Here is a 20,487-nt window from a genome sequence, read left to right on the forward strand (position 1 = left end):
GCTAGCTTTCTATTTTCCAGTACTTCCGAAACCACCTATACGAACACCAGTTGCCTCGTCGCCGTCCGCAATCAAAAACGGGGCAAAAACAGCCTGAACAATACGCTCACCAACTTCAAGAACCACAGGCTCGTCAGTAATATTTTTCATCTGCGCAAAAATATGACCTTCATTGGCTTCATTACCATAGTAATCCCCATCGATAACACCAACCGAGTTAATCAAAACCAAGCCTTTTTTACGAGGATTTGACGAACGGTCATAGAGGTAAAGCACCTCACCAGCCTGCATATAAGCCTTGACACCTGTCGAAACCAGCTTAATCTCACCAGGGGCAATAACGGTCTCAACCGCCACCTTCAAATCATAACCAGCTGCATGAGCTGTTTCACGTTTAGGCAATAAATCCTGCCCTTCAAATGTTGACACCAATTCAAATCCACGAATTTTAGACATCTCAATCTCCTTTTGATTTTAAAAGCTCATTTGAGTACTCATTATAACATGCACTAGAACAGTCTCGCAAATCTGCGAAACCAGTATTGTTTGCCACGTAAAATAAGCAAGCAAAAAGCCGAGTTCCAATGAACTCGGCTACTCTGCGGAGAGAGGGACTTGAACCCTCACGACCAAAAACGGTCACAAGATCCTTAGTCTTGCGCGTCTGCCAATTCCGCCATCCCCGCCTAACAACATGATAAATTATATCAAGATATCATGTCGCTGTCAACACTATTTTTCATATTTTTTCAAAAAACTTGAAATTTTCTTTTCGTAGGTTACAGGATCTGTCTCAAAAGACTTGGCATGACCTGCTCCCTTAGCAATATAAAGCTCTTTTTTGCCTTTTGTTGCTGCATAGTTTTCATAGACCATCTTTGTCGGAACAAAGGTGTCTTTATCACCATGAATAAAGAAAACTGGTAAATTGTTCTTAGCTAATTGGTTTACACTACTTGCTTGCCCATAAGAAAAACCGGCACGTACTTTTGAAATAACCGAAACCTCATAAAGAATTGGGAAAGCAGGCAATCCATACATTTCCTTAGCTTGGAATTTCAATTCATCCCAAACACTAGTATAACCACAATCTTCAATGATATTGACCACTTGGTTTGGCAATTTTTCACCGCTAGCCATCATGACGGTTGCAGCACCCATTGACACTCCAAAGAGAGTAATTTGGCTGGATGTATTTTGATCAACTAAGAGCTCTGCCCATTTGACAACATTTAAGCGGTCATTCCAGCCATAACCAATCAACTGCCCTTGGCTCTTACCATGAGCAATATTGTCTGGCATGAGGACATTGTAGCCCAATTTATGGAAGAGCCAGCCGTAAGCCTTCATATTTTCTTTGCTATTGGAAAAACCATGAATCACCACAACTGTCTTGTCAGTCTTCTCAGCCGCAGGGATATACCAGGCAACCTGTTTTAAACTCTGGTTAGTCATTTCCATTGTTTTCTTAGAAAGCTGGTCAAAATTCTTCGCGTAGCTGTAAAGAGGATTATCCTGCTTCAACTGACTATTATTGATAAAGGATTTTTCTTCACGCACCTGAGCGACATGGAAAAAATAAAAACTGGCTACCACCGAAATAGCAAACACAATGAGAAATACCCATTTTAACACTTTTGATAATCTAATCTTTTTCATGACAATTATTATACCTTACTTTTCCCAAAAAACAAAACCGCCTTACATGAGACGGTTCAGGGAATGTGTCTAATTAGATTCCTGCATTTTCAACTGCTGCTGTAATAAAGGCAGTGTAAAGTTCTTCAGGACGGTTTGGACGTGAATGCAGTTCTGGGTGGTATTGCGCAGCCACGAAGAATTTTTTCTCTGGCAATTCAACAACTTCCATCAAGCGGTTGTCTGGTGAAACACCTGAGAAGACAAAGCCTGCTGCTTCAAATTGTTCACGGAATTTAGTGTTAAATTCGTAACGGTGACGGTGACGGCGTTGAACCACTTCTTGATTGTTATAAGCTGCCGCAGCTTTTGAGCCGACTTTCAACTTACATGGGTAAAGTCCAAGACGAAGTGTCCCACCCATGTCTTCGATGTCGATTTGGTCACGCATGATATCGATGATTGGGTATGGTGTTTCTGGGTCCAATTCGGCTGAGTTGGCACCTGCAAGATTAAGCACATTACGCGCATACTCCACGCAGGTCAACTGCATACCAAGACAGATACCAAGCATTGGCACATCATTTTCACGTGCATAACGGATTGCTTCGATTTTGCCTTCAGTACCACGTTGACCAAAGCCACCAGGCACGATAATCCCATCAGCATCACCGACTTGCTCTGCAATATTGTCAGCAGTCACTTCTGCAGCATTAACCCATTTAAGGTCAATCGCCACATCATTAACGTAACCTGAGTGTTTAAGAGCTTCAACGACTGAAAGATAAGCATCTGGCAACTCAACGTATTTACCAACCAAAGCAATCTTAACTTGTTTCTTAAGATTCATGACCTTGTCAACCATCGCAGACCATTCTGTCATGTCAGCTTTAGGCGCATCAATCTTCAAATGGTCACAAACGATTTGGTCCATATTTTGCGCTTGCATGTTAAGCGGAATTTGGTAAATGTGATCTACGTCAAGAGACTCGATAACGGCTTCTGGATCCACATCACAGAATTGAGCCAATTTATTCTTGATACCTTGACCAGCAGGTTGTTCTGTACGAATGACCAACATGTTTGGTTGAATACCAAGGCCACGCAATTCTTTAACAGAGTGTTGTGTTGGTTTAGTTTTCATTTCTCCGGCAGCTTTAAGGTATGGAAGAAGTGTTGTATGGATATACATCACGTTGTCTGAACCCACATCAGCCTTCATTTGACGCAAAGCTTCAAGGAATGGAAGTGATTCGATATCACCAACAGTACCACCAACTTCTGTGATGATGACATCTGAGTCAGTTGTTGTTGCGGCACGTTTGATTTTTTCTTTCAAAGCGTTTGTGATATGTGGGATAACCTGAACAGTTGCACCAAGGTATTCCCCACGACGTTCTTTTTTAAGAACTTCATCGTAGATTTTACCAGTTGTGACGTTTGAGTATTTGTTCAAATTGATGTCGATGAAACGTTCGTAGTGACCAAGGTCAAGGTCAGTTTCAGCACCATCATCAGTCACGTAAACTTCACCGTGTTGGTAAGGGCTCATTGTACCTGGGTCAATGTTGATGTATGGGTCAAATTTTTGGATAGTAACTTTCAATCCACGATTTTTCAAAAGGCGACCAAGACTTGCCGCTACAATCCCTTTACCAATAGAAGAAACCACACCACCCGTTACAAAAATGTACTTTGTCATCAAAAACTCCTTATTTTTAAGACTTTAAAATGCTATAACTCACAGAAATAACTTAGCCAACATCAGCAGATGTCAACCTGAGCAAAGTGGGGTTCTGCTCTGCCATTTCCAAAAACAAAATAGCCCCCTATTAACTAGGGAGCTTCATCTGACCTCTAAAAGAGGTGCCCGAATAATAATATAAACTATCTTTCAGATTTTGTCAAATCTTAGCTTACTCTTCGTCCTCGTCTTCGTCTTCGTCCTCATCATCTTCTTCATTGATGTCAACATCTTCTTCCAAATCATCTTCTGGGATGATTTCATTGATTTCTGAGTCGTATGATTCAACTTCTGATTTTTCATCGTCTGGGTTATCATCACCGTACTCTAAATCAGAATCAGACGCTGTGTAATCTTCATCTTCTGGGTCATCATCATTGTAGTCGATGGCATCTTCGTTACCGTCCATGAAGGCATTAACACGTTTTTTCTTACGTTTTGGTGCGCCATCTTCTTCGTCTTCAAGTGTGATGATTTCTTCGTCAATTTCGTCAATGGCATACCATGAACGAAGACCCCATTTATTTTCACCAAGTGGGATGAAACTGCCATCAGTGTTCAAATCTGAATAGAAAGAAGATAGGGCTTCACGGATTGCTGCATCTGATTTTTCAAGGTAGGCTTGGATATCGTTAACCAAGTCGCTGAAATACATTTCATTATCACGGCCACGTTGTTCAAGAATAGCACGCGCTACTTCAATCATTGAAAGTTCGCTTTTTTCTTGTCCAGCAAATACTTCTAATTCCAAGGTCATTCTCCTTATATTACATAGACTATAGGCTTGGGAGGGCTACACCCTTAAAAGAACTAATCGTTAGACCAGTCCCAAGCTATTTGAATTCATTTTTTCGTTAACTACTATTTTACGCTATTTTTGTCCATTCGTCAAAAGAATTATCGCTAGAATTAGGCAAAGAGGTGGTCCAAGTCTTAAGATTTACACTAAACTCACTAATCACTAGGCTACATTTATTAGTCATCAAAAAAAGAGATTGGACACTCTTGTTCCAATCTCCCTTTTTACTATTCAATCTAAACTTATTTAACTTTAGCTGAGCTTGTGATAACTTCAACCGCTTTTTTCATTGCGATATCATGTTTAAGCATTTCTGGTGAAAGAAGGTTACGAACTTGTTCGACTTCCATGCTGTATTCTGTTGCAAGGTCAGTGATTTCTTTTTCGATTTCTTCGTCAGATGCTTCAAAGCCTTCTGCAGCTGCGATAGCTTCGATAACAAGGTTAGTTTTAACACGTTTGTCAGCATCAGCTTCGTATTGTTTGTGAAGGTCTTCTTCAGATGTACCTGTCAATTGGAAGTACATTTCTGGGGAGATACCTTGACGTTGCATGTTGCCCATGAATTCGTTCATAGCACGGTGAACTTCGTCGTGTACCATTTCTTCTGGCAATTCAACGATTTCTGCGTTTTCAACAGCCAATTCGATTGCAGCACCTTCAACAGCATCGTCAAATGCGATTTCTTTAGCTGCTTCGAGTTCTTTACGGTATTTAGCTTTCAATTCGTCAAGAGTTTCAACTTCTTCATCGATGTCTTTTGCAAGTTCATCATCAAGAGCTGGAACTTCTTTAGCTTTAACTTCGTGAACTGTTGTTACGAATTTAGCAGCTTTACCAGCAAGGTCTTCTGCTTGGTAGTCTTCTGGGAATGTTACGTTAACATCAACTGTTTGACCAGCTTCTGAACCAACCAATTGTTCTTCGAAACCTGGGATAAATTGACCTGAACCAAGTTCAAGTGAGAAATTATCACCTTTTCCACCGTCAAATTCAACACCGTCTACTGAACCAACAAAGTCAATAACAACTGTGTCTCCTTCAGCTGCAGCACCTTCTTTAACAACAAGTTCTGCAAGGTTGTTGCGTTCACGTTCAACTTTAGCGTCAACTTCTTCATCAGTAACTTCTTTTGAAGCGTCTACTGATACTTCAAGGTTTTTGTAGTCACCAAGTTTAACTTCTGGTTTTGTAACAACTTCAGCTGTCAAAATCCATTCTTGACCTTTTTCCATTGATGTCACGTCGATTTTTGGTTGTGCAACAACGTCAAGTTCAAGTTCTGCAACTGCTGCTTCATAAGCTGCTGGCAAAAGAGCGTTCAAGGCGTTTTCGTAAAGTGATTCTTCACCGAATTGTTGGTTGAAGACGGCACGTGGTATGTGACCTTTACGGAAACCTGGTGCGTTCAAATCTTTTTTAATACTATTGAATGCTTGGTCAAGGGCTGGTTTGATTTTATCTTGACCAATTGTAAATGTAATTACGCCACGGTTAGTAGCAGTATTTTCAAATGATGTAGACATTAAGTCATTTCTCCTTAAAATAATTTAGATACAGTTTAGTTTATCATATTTTAATAGCTTTTACAAAGTTTTTTGCGTAAAATATAGGCTCGCGCAAGCAATTTTCCTGCAAATAATCCTTTCAGTAAATACTTGCTCTCTTCCCATTTTTTTACTACACTAGTTTCATGACAATCTTTACAAAATATATCGCTCACCTTAATCTGGAAGAGCTGGTCTATGACCTTATCTCCAAACTGATTTCTTTGATTCTGCTATTCATTATTTTTGAAATCAGTAAGAGGGTTCTGAACTATGTCTTCGAAAAGGCCGTTGCGCAGTCCATCAATATTGCTAAGCAAAATCCAGCTCGGCAAAAGACCATCATCAAGCTCAGCCATAATATCATGAATTATGTCCTGTATTTTTTTATTTTTTACTGGGTATTGAGTATTTTGAGCATTCCGGTATCTAGTCTTATGGCTGGTGCAGGGATTGCTGGGGTTGCTATTGGACTTGGTGCCCAAGGTTTCTTGACAGATATGGTCAATGGTTTTTTCATTCTTTTAGAAAATCAATTTGATGTTGGCGATTCTGTGACGCTTGGGACTATTAGCGGGACAATCGTTAATGTTGGCATTCGTACGACTCAGGTTCAAGATTTTGACGGCACCCTCCACTACATTCCCAACCGCAACATCACCGTTGTCAGCAATAAATCGCGTGGCAATATGCGGGCACAGATTGATTTAGCACTCTTTGCAGACACCAATCTCCAAATCGTCAATGAGACGATTGAGAGTGTCAACCAAGAACAGCTCAGCCATTATCCAGAAATCATCGGTCAACCTAAAATCGTGGGACCAAAAATCCTCACCAGCGGTCAACTTGTCTTCCGTATTGACATCTTTGTCAAGAATGGCATGCAGTACAAGGTCTATGCTGACTTTTATCGCTTTTATCAAGAGGCCTTGCTGGCGCAGGACATCAATCTCCCAACCGTCAGCGCAACAATAAGCCCTGAAAAATAAACCAAACCCAGCCTCACCTAGGCTGGGTTCTCTAGTCTAAAATTTACGAATAGGGTCTGTGGTGTAAGTCGCACGCGCTCCGCCAATTAATTTTGGTCGAGAAGCTAGCGCAGTCACGTGGGCACCACCAAGCTCGCGCATGACAGGAACAAGTGGCACCTGAACACGTTTGACGTGCATACCAATAGAAGTGTCCCCGATATCCAGACCTGCATGAGCAAGGATTTCTTCAACTTCTACAGGATTGGTCATAAACTTGAAAGCTGCCAGCTGACCGCTACCACCAGCGTGGAGATTTGGAAGGACATTGACGATTTCTAAATCCTTAGCTTCAGCCAATGATTCCTCAACAACCAGGGCGCGATTGAGGTGTTCACAACCTTGAACAGCCAGATAAATACCGCGTGCTGTTAGTTCGTCCAAAATCGTTTTGACGATGACTTCACCAATTTCTAGGCTAGAATTTTTACCAATCAAGCCACCAGCAACTTCACTTGATGACAGACCAAGGACAAAAATTTGTCCTTTTTTGATGGCACTGCGTTCGATAATGTCCACTACGATTGTGCGAGTTTCTTCTGCAAGTTTCTTTAAATCCATGATTTTTTACCTCCTCATTCTACTCAGCTCTGCTATTTCCCACCAAAACGCGAAAAGGCCAAGTTCAGGGCATAGCCTGCAATTAAGCCAACCAGATTTTGCATCAATTCAGCTGCCATGCCAGGAAGTGCGGCCGCCCAGCCATAGAGAATTCCACGAGCAAGGGCATAACCGCCAACCATAACAACAAAAGTACCCACTATGCCAAGGTAGCGCCACTTACCAGTCAATCCTGCCAAATAGCCTTGAGCCCCATGAATGAGTAAACTGAAAAACATCCAGCTAGCATAGCCACCAATCAAGTCAATGAGAAAACCTGACGCAGCCCCGACGATTGCCCCTTGACGTTTGCCAAGATAAAGAGCTGTAAAAATCACACCAGCATCCAGAAGGGTCACAAAACCTGTAGGCGTCGGCAAGCTCAAAAATTTTCCAAGTACCACTGATAAAGCCGTCAGAACAGCTAACAAGGTCAATTCACGTGTCTTTGTTTGTCTCATAATGGCCTCCTAGAAATGTTGGTTGACACCGTATTGGTCAGCATGTTGAATGGCTTGATAGACAAAGTCTTTAGCTTCTTTGACAGCATTCAAGGTCGTTTTACCTTGAGCTAGTTTAGCTGCGATACTGGAAGCAAAAGTACAGCCAGCCCCCACATTGTTGCTGTCCAAAATCGGATAAGAGATAACTTCAAAAGACTTTCCATCATAGAAAAGGTCAATAGCATCGTCCTCGCTTAGGCGATTGCCCCCCTTAATCACAACATTTTCAGCACCCAGCGCATGCAATTTTTCAGCCGCTAGCTTCATGTCGTCTAAGGTCTTGATATCCATTTGGGTCAATAGCTGAGCTTCCACCAGATTTGGTGTCACGATAGTGGCATAAGGGAAGAATTTGAGAAGTTCATCCCGCAAACGGCTGACCTCTAAATCATGATTTTCCTTACAAACCAAAACCGGGTCTAAGATGACTGGACGGTTAGCATGCGCTTTTACAAATTCAAGGACCACATCCGCTGTCTCAACATTTGGAAGCAAGCCTAATTTCACCGCAGCCAAGTCCACATCTTTCAAACTAGCCAACTGCTGTTCTAAGACTTTTTCATCAATAGGAATGACTTCAAAGCCCTTGTCAGTCAGCGCTGTCAAACAAGTCACCGCCACAAAACCATGCAATTTTTCACGCGCATAGGTGGTCAAGTCAGCATGCAAGCCACCACCAGAAAAAATATCATTTCCCGAAATTGCTAGAATATTCTTGCTCATAGATAATCTCCTTCAAATACAAACCATTTCCCGCTGCCGTTGGACCAGCCAAGTCACGATTTTTAGCTTCCAAAATCGTCTTAATCTGGCTAACTGGCATACGACCATTCCCAATTTTCAAAAGGGTGCCAACCATATTTCTGACCTGCTTATAGAGAAATCCATTTCCTGTGAAGGTAAAAATCAAGAAATTTTGGTCCTCTTCAAAGCGAATATCTGCCTTGAAGATGGTCCGAACCTTGTTTTCCACGCTGGTTCCCGATGCGGTAAATCCTGTAAAATCATGAGTTCCCACCAAGTCCTTGATTGCTTCCTGCATCGGCTCAAAAGCAACTGGATAAGGATAGTGGGTCGCATAATTTCTCATCATTGGATTTTTGGGACGACCAATATCTACCAAAAACTCGTAAGTCTTGAAATGCTTATTGTAGCGGGCGTGAAAGTCGTCGGAAACTTGTTCCACGGCTACAATGTCAATATCGTCTGGGCACTGGGTATCTAGTCCAAAGCGCAGCTTTTCCACATCACGTATCTGAGGCAAATCAAAGTGAATCACCTGTCCATAAGCATGCACTCCCGCATCCGTCCGCCCCGCCCCGTGAATGGTCACTGGAGTACCGCTATTCAAACGCAAGAGGGTCTTTTCAATCTCTTCTTGAATCGTGCGGCAATGTGGCTGGCGCTGAAAGCCTGAAAAATCTGTCCCGTCATAGGAAATAATTGCTTTATATCGTGTCATGTTGTTATTTTACCATCATTCTATCATCAAAACTAGAAAGTCAGATATCAACTGTCCCCCTACAAAATATATTTTAGCAAGGCCTTCAAAAACTCTTCATCGGATAGTCGAAGCAGATGCTCGTTGACTAGTTGACGATAAGATTGTGGCATGGCATCACCGTAGGCTACTACCTGCCACAGTTTGATCTGCGGAGGGAGTTTTACAATCAGCTGATCTTGATGGATACTGTATTCTGGCAACTGAGCATAGGAAGCTAACCGCTCTTGCCAGTTTTCCAAGCGCTGCTGGAACTTTGCTCGCAGACGTTTGATATTCTTGGCATAGAGCCCATTTTCAATGTAAAGCGCCAGCGCTTTTTGCAAAATCAAATTCGTGTCATAATCCATGAGCTTCTTGTAAGCGATAAAGGGACTTTTCAGGTCGTGAGGTAGGCAAATAGTGGCCAATCGCAGAGCTGAAAAGACGGTATTGGAAAAGGATTTGAGGTAGATGACCCGCCCCTTGGTATCGTAATAATGCAGTGGCGACTGATTAGCAAAGTCAGACATGTAGTCATCCTCCACCAAATACACATCGTAGCGCTCGGCTAGCGCCACCAAACGCCTCATCTCCGTCGGACTGTAAGACGTTCCCAAAGGATTGTGCAAACGTGGAATGAGGTAGAAAAACTTGATAGGCTGAGTCCGAAAAAGATGTTCCAGAGTCTCAAAATCCAGACCATCCAAATCCCGAGCCACACTATGGTAAACAAGTCCCTGCTCCTCCAACAAATCCAGCATCCGAGGATAGGTCGGCTCTTCGACAACCACTTCCGTTTTACCATTTGGAAAAGCCAACTGATTGAGAATGTATAGCGCCTGCTGGCTCCCAGCCGTAATCACCAAATGCTCAATCGGCACGTAAACCCCGCTATCTGCCAACAAGCCATGCACCGCCTCAATCAAATCAGGCAAACCTTCCTGACGATGATAGTAATTAAATAGATAATCTTCGCGTCCAATCAAGGTTTCATTTAGGCAGAGCCGAAAGTCCTCATAGGCATCATTGGCGACCTCGCTTTCGGGCAAATCCACTGGTTCCACCTCTTGATTAGGCAGGTCAAAGACATAGTAGCCAGACCGCGGTTTGGCATAGATGTAGCGCTCAAATTTCAATTCCAGAAGCGCCCTCTGAGCAGTATCCTTGTTGCAAGAAAATTGCTGCGCTAGCTGTCGAATAGAGGGCATACGGTCACCCGATACTAGCTGCCCATCCTCAATAGCCCCAATCAAATACTGCTTAATGTCTGCCAACTTAGTCATCTTCTATCCCCCTACACACATTTTCTCCATTCTACACTAATCTCTCACCACTGACAATAAAAATAGGATTGGGAACTGAGTCCACAATCCTATTTGTCATATTTATTCCCCTTCAAAGGCATCTTTCACTTTATCGAAAAAGCCTTTTTTCTTAGGAGTGACTGCCTTATCACCACCTGCTTGCGCAAATGATTTAAGGGCTTCTTTCTGAGCGTCATTTAATTTAGTTGGTGTCACGATGTTAACTGTTACGTGTTCATCACCTTGACCACCGCCACGAAGGTTAGGGGCACCCTTGCCTTTCAAACGGAAGGTCTTACCAGTCTGCGTTCCAGCTGGGATGGTCATTTCAACGTCACCATGAACAGTTGGCACTTCGACCGTATCTCCGAGCGCAGCCTGTACAAAGCTGATATTCATCGAGTAGTAAATGGTTGAACCGTTACGTTCGAATTTTTGGCTAGGAAGAACATTGATGATAACGAAGAGGTCACCGTAAGGACCACCGTTGAAGCCAGCTTCACCTTGTCCTTGAAGACGGATTTGTTGACCTGTTTCAACACCAGCAGGAATCTTGACAGAAACCTTGTGGGTTTTCTTTTCGTGACCTGTTCCGCGACAAGTTGTACATTTGTCTTTTATTTCTTGGCCCGTTCCGTGGCAGACGTCACAGGTCATTTGACGACGCATCATACCGAGTGGAGTTTGCGTATCAACGTTAATCACACCTGAACCATGACATTTAGTACATGTAATCGGGCTTGTACCAGGTTTAGCACCTGAACCGTGACAGGTATGACATTCAGCTTCGCGGTTATAAGAGACTTCTTTTTCAGCACCGAAAATAGCTTCTTCAAATTGAAGATTAACACGGTACTGAAGGTCATCACCTTGACGAGGAGCATTGGGATTACGCGTTGCACCTCCGCCACCACCAAAGAATGATGAGAAGATATCTTCGAAACCACCGAAGCCACCACCATCAAAGCCACCAAAACCACCAGCTCCGCCGTCGAAGCCACCATTGGCTCCAGCAGGTCCGTATTGGTCATAGGCTGCGCGTTTTTGCTCATCACCTAAGGTTTCATAGGCTTCCTGAACTTCCTTATATTTTTCTTCTGCGCCAGGTTCCTTATTGATGTCTGGATGGTATTTCTTAGACATCTTACGGTAGGCTTTTTTGATTTCATCTTGCGAAGCATCCTTAGACACGCCAAGACGATCGTAAAATTCTTGATTGTTCATATTAACATACCTTATATTTATTTTTTGATGATTTTCTTAAGTGGTGAGATCGCAAGTGACTGCCTTTGGCGTTCCATTACTATATTTCAAAAACTATTTTTTGATATTTTCTTAAATAGTGCGGACGCAAGCAAACTCCAAAGGAGTTTCATTGCTAAAATTCGAGCCTAAGGTCTCGAATTTCCCGTTATTAGCAACAGCAAAGCTGTTACTAATAGTACCACTACGGCAAAAATATCCTGTTTGGCTCACTTCGTTCGCTGTCATCTACAATAAATATCTTCTACTTTTAACTCAGCATTAATAAGCAAGCTATTAGTCTTTTCACCACGGTAAAAATCATCTGCCTTGGCGACCTATGGTCACCTTTTATTAGTTACCCAAAAACAGAGGCTGGGTTGCAACCTCTGCATTCGTTTTTATTAGTTATTAGTAAGAGAACTTGCAACCTTATTTTTCAGTAAACTCACCGTCTACGACGTCGTCACCGCCATTTGATGAACCTGCGTCAGTTGCACCTTCTGCGCCTGCTTGAGCTTGTTGTGCTGCGGCAGCTTGTTCGTACATTTTGACAGCCAATGCTTGTGCTTTTTCGTTAAGGGCTTCAAGTTTAGCTTTCATATCGTCAAGATTGCCAGCTTCTTGCGCTTTCTTAAGATCATCAAGGGCAGCTTGAGCAGCGTCGCGTTCTGTGTCAAAGCCCTTGCCTTCAGTTTCCTTGATAGTTTTTTCTGTTGCAAAGATGGCTTGGTCAACTTCGTTCTTAAGGTCAACTTCTTCTTTACGTTTAGCATCTGCTTCAGCGTTAGCTTCGGCATCTTTCATCATTTTTTCAATTTCTTCGTCAGTCAAGCCTGAGTTAGATTGGATAACGATGTGTTGTTCTTTTTGAGTACCAAGGTCTTTGGCTTTAACAGAAACGATACCGTTTTTATCGATGTCAAATGTTACTTCAATTTGTGGGATACCACGAGGAGCAGCTGGAATATCAGTCAATTGGAAACGTCCAAGAGTCTTGTTATCAGCAGCCATTGGGCGTTCACCTTGAAGAACGTGAATATCAACAGCTGGTTGGTTGTCAGCAGCAGTTGAGAAGACTTGTGATTTAGATGTTGGGATAGTTGTGTTGCGGTCAATCAATTTCGTGAAGACACCACCCATTGTTTCGATACCAAGTGACAATGGTGTAACGTCAAGAAGGACAACGTCTTTGACATCACCAGTGATAACACCACCTTGGATAGCAGCACCCATAGCTACAACTTCATCAGGGTTAACTGATTTATTTGGTTCTTTACCAGTTTCAGCTTTAACAGCTTCAACAACGGCTGGGATACGAGTTGAACCACCAACAAGGATAACTTCGTCGATTTCTGAGATTGACAAACCAGCGTCTGACAATGCTTGACGAACTGGAGTCTTAGTACGTTCAACAAGATCGCGAGTTAAATCATCAAATTTAGCACGTGACAACGACACTTCTAAGTGGAGAGGTCCTGCTTCGCCAGCAGTGATGAAAGGTAAGCTGATTTGTGTTTGAGTCACACCAGACAAGTCTTTCTTAGCTTTTTCAGCAGCGTCTTTCAAACGTTGCAAAGCCATCTTGTCAGTTGACAAGTCAATACCGTTTTCTTTCTTGAATTCTTCAACTAAGAAATCAATGATTTTTTGGTCAAAGTCGTCACCACCAAGTTTGTTATCACCAGCAGTTGCAAGTACATCGAAGACACCGTCACCCAATTCAAGGATTGAAACGTCGAAAGTACCACCACCAAGGTCAAATACCAAGATTTTTTCGTCTTTGTCAGTTTTGTCAAGACCGTAAGCAAGGGCTGCTGCTGTTGGTTCGTTGACAATACGTTCTACTTCAAGACCAGCGATTTTACCAGCGTCTTTAGTTGCTTGACGTTGTGCATCGTTGAAGTAAGCAGGAACTGTGATAACAGCTTTAGTCACTTTTTCACCAAGATAATCTTCCGCATAACCTTTCAAATATTGAAGAATCATTGCCGAGATTTCTTGTGGTGTGTATTCTTTACCGTTAGCCGCAACTTTTTCAGAAGTCCCCATTTTCGATTTGATAGAAATGACGGTATCTGGGTTTGTCACTGCTTGACGTTTAGCCGCATCACCAACAATAATTTCACCGTTTTTGAATGACACTACTGAAGGTGTTGTACGGTTACCCTCTGGGTTTGCAATGATTTTGCTTTCAGTTCCTTCAAGAACTGCGACTGCTGAGTTTGTTGTACCTAAGTCAATACCAATAATTTTAGACATAATATTTACCTCTTTTGTTTTCAAATTTGTTTTTGATATTTTCCTTTGGTGGTGGGGACGGTAGCAGCCACCAGAGGCGTCTCATACCTAAACTTTGAGCCTAAGGTCTCAAAGTTCCCCTACCTCAGAATAATTCTTATTCTGAGGTTCTCACCACAGCGGAAAATATCGTTTTGGCAAGTCTTCGACTTGCTATCTACTTTCATTGTTAGTGGGATGTGTCAACGAAATCAAATATTTCTGACTCACTGCCTAGTTTATTGTCTTTTCGGACACGTTTTTTAGATTAGTTATAAACCACAACCATTGCTGGGCGGAGCAAGCGTTCGTGCAGTTTGTAGCCTTTTTGGAAGACTTGTGCAATGCTGTCTGCTGGGTGTTCGTCGTCAGCTGGCAAGGTTTGAACAGCCATGTGGAAGTTGTGGTCAAAGTTCTCTACTTCAACCTCTTCAACACCTTCTTCTTTAAGGGCTTGAATAAGGCTGTCGTGCGTCATCTCAAGACCCTTTTTAACATCATCTGTCAGACCTTCAACAGCCAAAGCGCGTTCCAAGTTATCAAGTCCCGGCAAGATAGCTTTTGCCAAATCTTGTGAACGATAACGTTGCAATTGTTGACGTTCTTCGTTGGCACGGCGTTGAATGTTTTGCATTTCTGCGTGGGCGCGAAGGTATTTGTTTTCAAAGTCATCTGCGCGCTCGTTAGCCAATTCTAATTCTGATTTTTCAGGAGTCTCTGAAACGACTTCTTCGACTGTTTCTGCTGCTTCAGTTGCTTCAACCTCTTCAGTCACTTCCTCTTTTTTAATATCTTCTGACACAGCGTGCCCTCCTTTTAAATAATTTCTTAAACATGGGAACCATTCACTTCATAATGATTGGAATTAAGGTAACGATAATAGTCACCCAACTTAGCAGCTAGAACTCGTCCGATAACATTAGTCAGACTAACTGCCCTGCGATAATCCATATCAATCGGACCAATCAAGCTTAAAATACCAAATCCTCGATAAGGAATCAAAAACTTGTGGGTCAGAACGGTTACATTTGCTAGCCCGGGCTCTTTGCTATCAGCTACTTGGACGCTGGCCATTTCATCATCTGATAGGCTTTGGCGAAGAGCCAAAGCAACGCCCTGCTCATTATCCAAAAACTGATAAGTCTTCAAATCTGAAAACTCAAGTGCATTGACCTTGCCTGAGACAAAAACCATCTCACGGAAAAGCTCAGCAAAGATGTAATCAAAGAGATCCAAAACATTGTCCGTCGTTGTAAAATACTTCTGAACAATCTGCGGAATCTCAGTACGGAGCTTGTAATGAATATCCATGACCGAACGGTTAAGCAAGCGCTCATCCACAATCGCCTTCAAGGTCGCAAGATCTCGTGCCAAGAAGTTCTTTGGAATAGCAAACTGAACAGTCGCTGGTTTAGACTCATCCAAGGTCAAAATAGCTAGCGCGTCGTGGCTAGAAAGCCTAACAATTTCAAATCCCGTCAACTTCTGACGAGCAGGTTCCACATCTAAAATCACAGCAGTGTAACCTGTCATCTGAGACAAAATCTGACTTGCTCTTGCTAACATATCCTCTAATTTAAAAGCTTCAAAATCAAAAGCCTTGATGACTTGGTAGATGTCCTGTTCATCAATACTATCAAGCCTTAGAGAATGTTCCACGAAGTATTTAAAGCCAGCCGGACTTGGCAAACGACCACTAGACGTATAAGCCTTTTCAAGCAAGCCCAACTTTTCAAGCTTAGCCATATCATTACGAATAGTTGCACTACTCGACTCAATAGTCGGCTGTAAGGCCTTAGAACCAACTGGTTCATGAGTCTGCGTAAACAGCTCAACGATTAAATTCAAAATATCATTTTGACGTTGGGTAATCATGATAACCAGCCTTTCTATTTTAGCACTCTTAGCACCCGACTGCTAACTTTATATTTTTATTATACTCCTTTTTAAAAGAGAGTCAAGGGAAAAATACAAAAAATTAGCACTCTTTTTATAAGAGTGCTAAAAATACATCTTAAGACTGATAAGACAAGAAGTCATTGTCTGTTTTCCTTAATCATATCGCGTCAAATCACAGGTATCAACAATATTGACCATGTCTTTGGCATAAGTTTTGGAACTTGAAAAACCTTCCTCAGCTAGGAGTTTGACCAAGGTCTTTGTGTTTTTATTAGCGACCATGGTTTGATAAGACTTACTTGTGCCAACCCGACCAGCTTTGACCTGTTCCATATAATCATAAAGTGATTGCTTCCAGTCACTATAACGATGATAACGTTGTGTTTGACTAGAATTCGCTGCGCCTGTCGATAAAACTACCACGGCATCACCAGACTGAGCAAGACTTCCAAATAAATTATAATATTTAGCTGCTAACAAGGTTTGACCAAACTGTGACTCTAGACTAGCCTCCGCAATAATGAAGGACGGACGAACCCCATAAGCCTTCCCAAGCTCCACAGCCGTCGGAGCAATCTTCTGAACAAATTCCTGCTTCGTATAAGAAACCACTTGAGTTGACTGAGCATTAGGATGCTTATGATGAGCCACCAAAGGAAAAACAAGTACTAGCAACCACAGAAAGAAAACACCAACAAAATAAGAGAGAGATAAGCGTCTTCTCATTGGTTATTCTCCTTTAAAAGCGCCACATATTCCTCCAAAGTCAAATGATGTTTGGTCATGTATTTGGCAGATTCAACACCAACATAGCGATAGTGCCAGTCCTCATAGTCAACACCAGTTGATGCTGATTTTCCTTTAGGAAAACGAAGAACAAAGCCATACTCAGGCGCCAAAGCCTGAACCTGACTAGCAACAGTCGTATCACTTTCATTGAGCGAATCAACAGTACTCATATCAATAGCAAGACCAGTCTGATGTTCACTAGCCCCTGCTGGTTGAGAATAAGTCTTCACCTTGGTTTCAGCCTGCTCCTGTGTCAAGCTAGGATCAGCAGCCATTTCCTGACTAACATAAGAGTTGAATAATCCTTCTTGGTAAGCAACACTACGGTAGCCAGAAATCAAATGTTCACTGGCATCAATAGCTTGCGCTGCTGCCAAGAAATTGGTCACATTCTCAGCAATACGGGCATCGACCGCTACCCCATTGACGTATGAAATTTCTGGATTCATTTCCGCTGTCACATTGTCACGATTGACCAGTACCAACTCCCAAGCACTAGATGATACTTTAGGTAAGTCCGCCTTTTTCGTTACCTTACTGGTACTTGCTTTAGTTTGAGAAGACTTGCTAGCCTGCGATGTTTTCGAATGGTCTCCAACTACAAACAGCAAAAATAAACTCAGCACCGCAAAGAAAGCAAACAAGCTCCATAAAACACTTTTAATAATCTTACTTTTCATTTTCTCTTTCTTCTAAAATCTCCCTACCACGAAGACGATAAGAACGGTCTCCGATTGTTTTCACCGTAAATTTACCATCGTCATATTCAACAATTGAAATACTACCATTGTCAAGACCCAAGCTACGAGGGGTATTATGGTCAACCAACCATAAAAACGTTCCAATTGTCATCCCATGACTGACCACAATGACGTCACCGCCACCTTGTGCAGCAATTTTTTCAGCAATAGCTGTAAAACCTTCCATGATACGGCTACTCAAAACTTCCCAAGTCTCTGCCCAACCAGCAGTATCTACGCGACAAATACCTTCCGCAAGCTCTTGATGACTCAACTTGCTCATATCTTTATCAAAAATTCTTGGCAAAACCCCATTAAAAAGGTCACCATCATAGCCACCATCCAGGCTGCCAAAACACCACTCGCGAATACGTTTGTCTCTTGTGTAAGGAATGTCCTCTTGACCTATCTCACGCAAAATAATTTCCATCGTTTGCAAGGTTCGACCACTATCGCTCGAAAAAGCTTCCTTAAAATGCAACCCTGCATCCTTGAGACCAAGACCTAGTTCCTTGATGCCAAGTTCACCTTCAGCCGTCAAAGGAGTGTCACTCCACCCTTGAGCACGACCAATTGTATTAAACATCGTTTTCCCATGACGGGCAATGTAAAGACGTGTTTTAGCCATCATTCTTACCTCACAGCATTTTCTTCTATTATAACAAAAAAACACGTAAAAAAGAGCAGCCAAGTCACTGCTCTTTCGACTAATTTTTAAAACTATGAATAGGCGCTGGAATTTGACCACCACGAGCGATAAAGTCAGCAGAAGAATTCTTATTGATAGACATAACCGGTGCCGCACCAAGAAGTCCACCAAACTCAATCATGTCGCCTTCTTTACCTTTTGGAATAATACGAACCGCAGTTGTCTTTTGATTGATAACCCCAATCGCAGCCTCATCCGCAATCATAGCCGCAATCGTTTCATACGGCGTATCCTCAGGAATGGCAATCATGTCCAAACCAACCGAACAAATGGCTGTCATAGCTTCCAATTTTTCAAGATTAAGCGAACCAGATTGAACCGCCGCAATCATCCCCTCATCCTCAGACACAGGAATGAAAGCACCAGACAGACCACCAACTTGGTTACAAGCCATAACCCCGCCTTTTTTCACTTGGTCGTTCAATAGGGCTAGCGCTGCTGTCGTACCGTGGGTACCAACCATTTCAAGCCCCATCTCTTCAAGCACACGTGCGACAGAGTCCCCAACAGCAGGTGTCGGAGCAAGAGACAAATCGACAATACCAAATTTAACACCCAAACGCTCTGAAGCCATTTGCCCAACCAATTGACCGATACGAGTGATTTTAAAAGCAGTTTTCTTAACTGTTTCAGCAACAACGTCAAAAGATTCACCACGAACCTTTTCAAGAGCACGCTTAACAACACCTGGTCCTGAAACGCCAACGTTGATAACAACATCAGCTTCACCAACACCGTGGAAAGCACCAGCCATGAATGGATTATCTTCAACAGCATTAGCAAAAACAACCAACTTAGCTGCTCCCATGTCAGAAGCCTCAGCAGTTTCTTTAATCACACGCCCCATATCGCGAACAGCTGTCATATTAATACCAGCTTTGGTAGAACCAATATTAACAGAGGCACAAACTTTCTCAGTTTCAGCCAGAGCACGTGGAATTGAATTGATCAAAATTTCATCACCTTTTTGGTATCCCTTTTGAACCAAAGCAGAAAATCCACCAATAAAGTCAACCCCAAGTTCGTGCGCAGCCTTGTCCAAAGCCTTAGCCAAAGGCAAATAGTCTGTTGCATCAGTTGCGGCACCAATCAAAGCAATAGGTGTCACTGAAACACGCTTATTAACGATTGGAATACCAAGCTCAGCAGCAATCTCATCTCCAACAGTGACCAAATTTTTAGCCTTGGTAACGACTTTCTGATAAATTTTCTCAGCTGCACGCTCAATATCAGGATCAACACAATCTAAAAGCGAAATTCCCATCGTAATCGTACGAACATCAAAATTTTGCTCTTCAATCATAGCAATCGTTTCAGTTACTTGTCTAATATCCATTTATCAATCCTCTTATAAATTGTGCATAGCTTCAAAAATAGCAGAGCTCTGAATATTAATCTTCACATGCAAAGCTTCACTAAGGTCATCAAACTCATGACGAAGTACTGCAAAATCCTTTTTATCAGCAGAAGAAACGACAGCCATCATCGTAAAGTACTCATCTAAAACGGTTTGTGAAATATCATCAATATTCAAACCAAGATCCGCACACTTAGCAGAAACACCTGCCACGATCCCAGCCTTATCTTTTCCAACAACAGTAACAATTGCTTTCATTTCTAACCCTCCAAGAATGTTTGTTATATTCTAACATAATTCCTCTCAAAAAGCTATACAAAATAAATTATAGAGCAAAAAACGAATTTTAAGAAAGATATCTAAAAAAATATAAGCAATTAACAAAAAACCTCAAGAACAACCTTTCAATTAACATTAGAACCTTAACATAGTAGTCTAAAGTTGATAGCTAAAACATAAGTCACAAAAATCACTCAGGTAACAGGAACCTAAGACCAGTCGTTGAAGAAGAAGCAAGCCCTGAAAACAATAAAATCCAGTAATTTCCAATCAAAAAAGCCAAACAACAGTTAACCAAACAAAAAGCGCTGACCTCTCAACGCTTCAAAGTTCTATATGACTCCGGCAGTAGGACTCGAACCTACGACATCATGATTAACAGTCATGCGCTACTACCAACTGAGCTATGCCGGATAATGGCTAAGCGACTTCCCTATCTAACAGGGGGCAACCCCCAACTACATCAGGCGTACTAGGGCTTAACTACTGTGTTCGGCATGGGAACAGGTGTATCTCCTAGGCTATCGTCACTTAACTACGAGTATT

20 protein-coding genes, 2 tRNA genes and 1 rRNA gene are annotated in these 20,487 nt (G+C 42.2%); 1 reads left to right on the forward strand and 22 read right to left on the reverse strand.

Annotated elements, in window-relative coordinates:
- Nucleotides 1–9: 9 nt before the first annotated feature.
- The 6 genes from IYQ92_RS06595 to tig form a co-directional block, all read right to left on the reverse strand.
- On the reverse strand, nt 10–456 hold the full coding sequence (locus IYQ92_RS06595; RefSeq protein WP_195675934.1) for a dUTP diphosphatase: 447 nt from the start codon (nt 454–456) through the stop codon (nt 10–12).
- Nucleotides 457–600: 144 nt separating this feature from the next.
- Nucleotides 601–686, reverse strand: a tRNA-Leu gene (locus IYQ92_RS06600).
- 46 nt (nt 687–732) lie between these two features.
- The gene (locus IYQ92_RS06605) at nt 733–1,659 is read right to left on the reverse strand and encodes an alpha/beta hydrolase (protein WP_195675935.1); all 927 of its coding nucleotides are present in this window, start codon (nt 1,657–1,659) and stop codon (nt 733–735) included.
- 73 nt (nt 1,660–1,732) lie between these two features.
- A complete protein-coding gene (locus IYQ92_RS06610) occupies nt 1,733–3,340 on the reverse strand; it encodes a CTP synthase (protein WP_195675936.1) in 1,608 nt (535 codons plus the stop codon).
- 214 nt (nt 3,341–3,554) lie between these two features.
- Nucleotides 3,555–4,133 (reverse strand): DNA-directed RNA polymerase subunit delta, encoded by a 579-nt coding sequence (gene rpoE, locus IYQ92_RS06615; RefSeq protein ID WP_195675937.1) that lies wholly within the window; start codon nt 4,131–4,133, stop codon nt 3,555–3,557.
- 290 nt (nt 4,134–4,423) lie between these two features.
- Nucleotides 4,424–5,707 carry a trigger factor gene (gene tig, locus IYQ92_RS06620; RefSeq protein ID WP_195675938.1) on the reverse strand — a complete coding sequence of 428 codons (1,284 nt, stop codon included), beginning with the start codon at nt 5,705–5,707 and terminating at the stop codon, nt 4,424–4,426.
- A 167-nt stretch (nt 5,708–5,874) separates the two neighbouring features.
- Here tig and IYQ92_RS06625 point away from each other — a divergent pair, with 167 nt between their 5' ends.
- Entirely contained in the window at nt 5,875–6,717 is an 843-nt protein-coding gene (locus IYQ92_RS06625) for a mechanosensitive ion channel family protein (protein ID WP_195675939.1), read from the forward strand.
- Nucleotides 6,718–6,753: 36 nt separating this feature from the next.
- Here the strand turns inward: IYQ92_RS06625 and IYQ92_RS06630 are convergent, their stop codons facing one another.
- The 16 genes from IYQ92_RS06630 to rrf form a co-directional block, all read right to left on the reverse strand.
- Nucleotides 6,754–7,317 (reverse strand): TIGR01440 family protein, encoded by a 564-nt coding sequence (locus IYQ92_RS06630; RefSeq protein ID WP_195675940.1) that lies wholly within the window; start codon nt 7,315–7,317, stop codon nt 6,754–6,756.
- Nucleotides 7,318–7,349: 32 nt separating this feature from the next.
- Nucleotides 7,350–7,817 carry an ECF transporter S component gene (locus IYQ92_RS06635; protein ID WP_195675941.1) on the reverse strand — a complete coding sequence of 156 codons (468 nt, stop codon included), beginning with the start codon at nt 7,815–7,817 and terminating at the stop codon, nt 7,350–7,352.
- Nucleotides 7,818–7,826: 9 nt separating this feature from the next.
- Entirely contained in the window at nt 7,827–8,582 is a 756-nt protein-coding gene (locus tag IYQ92_RS06640; RefSeq protein WP_195675942.1) for a bifunctional hydroxymethylpyrimidine kinase/phosphomethylpyrimidine kinase, read from the reverse strand.
- Entirely contained in the window at nt 8,548–9,321 is a 774-nt protein-coding gene (gene truA / locus IYQ92_RS06645) for a tRNA pseudouridine(38-40) synthase TruA (protein ID WP_195675943.1), read from the reverse strand. The genes IYQ92_RS06640 and truA overlap by 35 nt, the downstream gene beginning before the upstream one ends.
- 59 nt (nt 9,322–9,380) lie before the next feature.
- Nucleotides 9,381–10,625: a PLP-dependent aminotransferase family protein gene (locus IYQ92_RS06650; protein ID WP_195675944.1), complete on the reverse strand. Its 1,245-nt coding sequence runs from the start codon at nt 10,623–10,625 to the stop codon at nt 9,381–9,383.
- A gap of 102 nt (nt 10,626–10,727) precedes the next feature.
- The gene (gene dnaJ, locus IYQ92_RS06655; RefSeq protein WP_195675945.1) at nt 10,728–11,870 is read right to left on the reverse strand and encodes a molecular chaperone DnaJ; all 1,143 of its coding nucleotides are present in this window, start codon (nt 11,868–11,870) and stop codon (nt 10,728–10,730) included.
- Nucleotides 11,871–12,320: 450 nt separating this feature from the next.
- Nucleotides 12,321–14,150, reverse strand: coding sequence for a molecular chaperone DnaK (dnaK, locus tag IYQ92_RS06660; RefSeq protein WP_195675946.1), 1,830 nt, complete (start codon nt 14,148–14,150; stop codon nt 12,321–12,323).
- A 286-nt stretch (nt 14,151–14,436) separates the two neighbouring features.
- Nucleotides 14,437–14,970, reverse strand: coding sequence for a nucleotide exchange factor GrpE (grpE, locus tag IYQ92_RS06665; RefSeq protein ID WP_195675947.1), 534 nt, complete (start codon nt 14,968–14,970; stop codon nt 14,437–14,439).
- 26 nt (nt 14,971–14,996) lie between these two features.
- On the reverse strand, nt 14,997–16,043 hold the full coding sequence (hrcA, locus tag IYQ92_RS06670) for a heat-inducible transcriptional repressor HrcA (protein WP_195675948.1): 1,047 nt from the start codon (nt 16,041–16,043) through the stop codon (nt 14,997–14,999).
- Nucleotides 16,044–16,220: 177 nt separating this feature from the next.
- Nucleotides 16,221–16,793 carry a glucosaminidase domain-containing protein gene (locus IYQ92_RS06675; RefSeq protein WP_195675949.1) on the reverse strand — a complete coding sequence of 191 codons (573 nt, stop codon included), beginning with the start codon at nt 16,791–16,793 and terminating at the stop codon, nt 16,221–16,223.
- A complete protein-coding gene (locus tag IYQ92_RS06680) occupies nt 16,790–17,536 on the reverse strand; it encodes a M15 family metallopeptidase (protein WP_195675950.1) in 747 nt (248 codons plus the stop codon). Before IYQ92_RS06680 ends, IYQ92_RS06675 begins: the two co-directional genes overlap by 4 nt.
- Complete coding sequence (locus IYQ92_RS06685) at nt 17,526–18,224, reverse strand: histidine phosphatase family protein (protein WP_195675955.1); 699 nt, start codon at nt 18,222–18,224, stop codon at nt 17,526–17,528. Before IYQ92_RS06685 ends, IYQ92_RS06680 begins: the two co-directional genes overlap by 11 nt.
- 79 nt (nt 18,225–18,303) lie before the next feature.
- Nucleotides 18,304–19,641, reverse strand: a complete 1,338-nt coding sequence (locus tag IYQ92_RS06690) for a PFL family protein (protein WP_195675951.1) — start codon at nt 19,639–19,641, stop codon at nt 18,304–18,306.
- Between the two features lie 12 nt (nt 19,642–19,653).
- A complete protein-coding gene (locus IYQ92_RS06695; RefSeq protein WP_195675952.1) occupies nt 19,654–19,920 on the reverse strand; it encodes an ACT domain-containing protein in 267 nt (88 codons plus the stop codon).
- A 361-nt stretch (nt 19,921–20,281) separates the two neighbouring features.
- A tRNA-Asn gene (locus tag IYQ92_RS06700) sits at nt 20,282–20,355 on the reverse strand.
- Between the two features lie 5 nt (nt 20,356–20,360).
- A 5S ribosomal RNA gene (gene rrf, locus IYQ92_RS06705) occupies nt 20,361–20,476 on the reverse strand.
- Nucleotides 20,477–20,487 lie beyond the last annotated feature (11 nt).

Origin of the sequence: Streptococcus sp. HF-1907, assembly GCF_015594605.1 — a bacterium.
GTDB lineage: Bacteria > Bacillota > Bacilli > Lactobacillales > Streptococcaceae > Streptococcus.

Excerpts from the sequence above, each read along its gene's own strand:
- IYQ92_RS06595 (WP_195675934.1), bottom strand. The coding sequence starts at position 456 with ATGTCTAAAATTCGTGGATTTGAATTGGTGTCAACATTTGAAGGGCAG.
- IYQ92_RS06605 (WP_195675935.1), bottom strand. The coding sequence starts at position 1,659 with ATGAAAAAGATTAGATTATCAAAAGTGTTAAAATGGGTATTTCTCATT.
- IYQ92_RS06610 (WP_195675936.1), bottom strand. The coding sequence starts at position 3,340 with ATGACAAAGTACATTTTTGTAACGGGTGGTGTGGTTTCTTCTATTGGT.
- tig (WP_195675938.1), bottom strand. The coding sequence starts at position 5,707 with ATGTCTACATCATTTGAAAATACTGCTACTAACCGTGGCGTAATTACA.
- IYQ92_RS06625 (WP_195675939.1), top strand. The coding sequence starts at position 5,875 with ATGACAATCTTTACAAAATATATCGCTCACCTTAATCTGGAAGAGCTG.
- IYQ92_RS06630 (WP_195675940.1), bottom strand. The coding sequence starts at position 7,317 with ATGGATTTAAAGAAACTTGCAGAAGAAACTCGCACAATCGTAGTGGAC.
- IYQ92_RS06635 (WP_195675941.1), bottom strand. The coding sequence starts at position 7,817 with ATGAGACAAACAAAGACACGTGAATTGACCTTGTTAGCTGTTCTGACG.
- IYQ92_RS06640 (WP_195675942.1), bottom strand. The coding sequence starts at position 8,582 with ATGAGCAAGAATATTCTAGCAATTTCGGGAAATGATATTTTTTCTGGT.
- truA (WP_195675943.1), bottom strand. The coding sequence starts at position 9,321 with ATGACACGATATAAAGCAATTATTTCCTATGACGGGACAGATTTTTCA.
- IYQ92_RS06650 (WP_195675944.1), bottom strand. The coding sequence starts at position 10,625 with ATGACTAAGTTGGCAGACATTAAGCAGTATTTGATTGGGGCTATTGAG.
- dnaJ (WP_195675945.1), bottom strand. The coding sequence starts at position 11,870 with ATGAACAATCAAGAATTTTACGATCGTCTTGGCGTGTCTAAGGATGCT.
- dnaK (WP_195675946.1), bottom strand. The coding sequence starts at position 14,150 with ATGTCTAAAATTATTGGTATTGACTTAGGTACAACAAACTCAGCAGTC.
- hrcA (WP_195675948.1), bottom strand. The coding sequence starts at position 16,043 with ATGATTACCCAACGTCAAAATGATATTTTGAATTTAATCGTTGAGCTG.
- IYQ92_RS06675 (WP_195675949.1), bottom strand. The coding sequence starts at position 16,793 with ATGAGAAGACGCTTATCTCTCTCTTATTTTGTTGGTGTTTTCTTTCTG.
- IYQ92_RS06680 (WP_195675950.1), bottom strand. The coding sequence starts at position 17,536 with ATGAAAAGTAAGATTATTAAAAGTGTTTTATGGAGCTTGTTTGCTTTC.
- IYQ92_RS06685 (WP_195675955.1), bottom strand. The coding sequence starts at position 18,224 with ATGGCTAAAACACGTCTTTACATTGCCCGTCATGGGAAAACGATGTTT.
- IYQ92_RS06690 (WP_195675951.1), bottom strand. The coding sequence starts at position 19,641 with ATGGATATTAGACAAGTAACTGAAACGATTGCTATGATTGAAGAGCAA.
- IYQ92_RS06695 (WP_195675952.1), bottom strand. The coding sequence starts at position 19,920 with ATGAAAGCAATTGTTACTGTTGTTGGAAAAGATAAGGCTGGGATCGTG.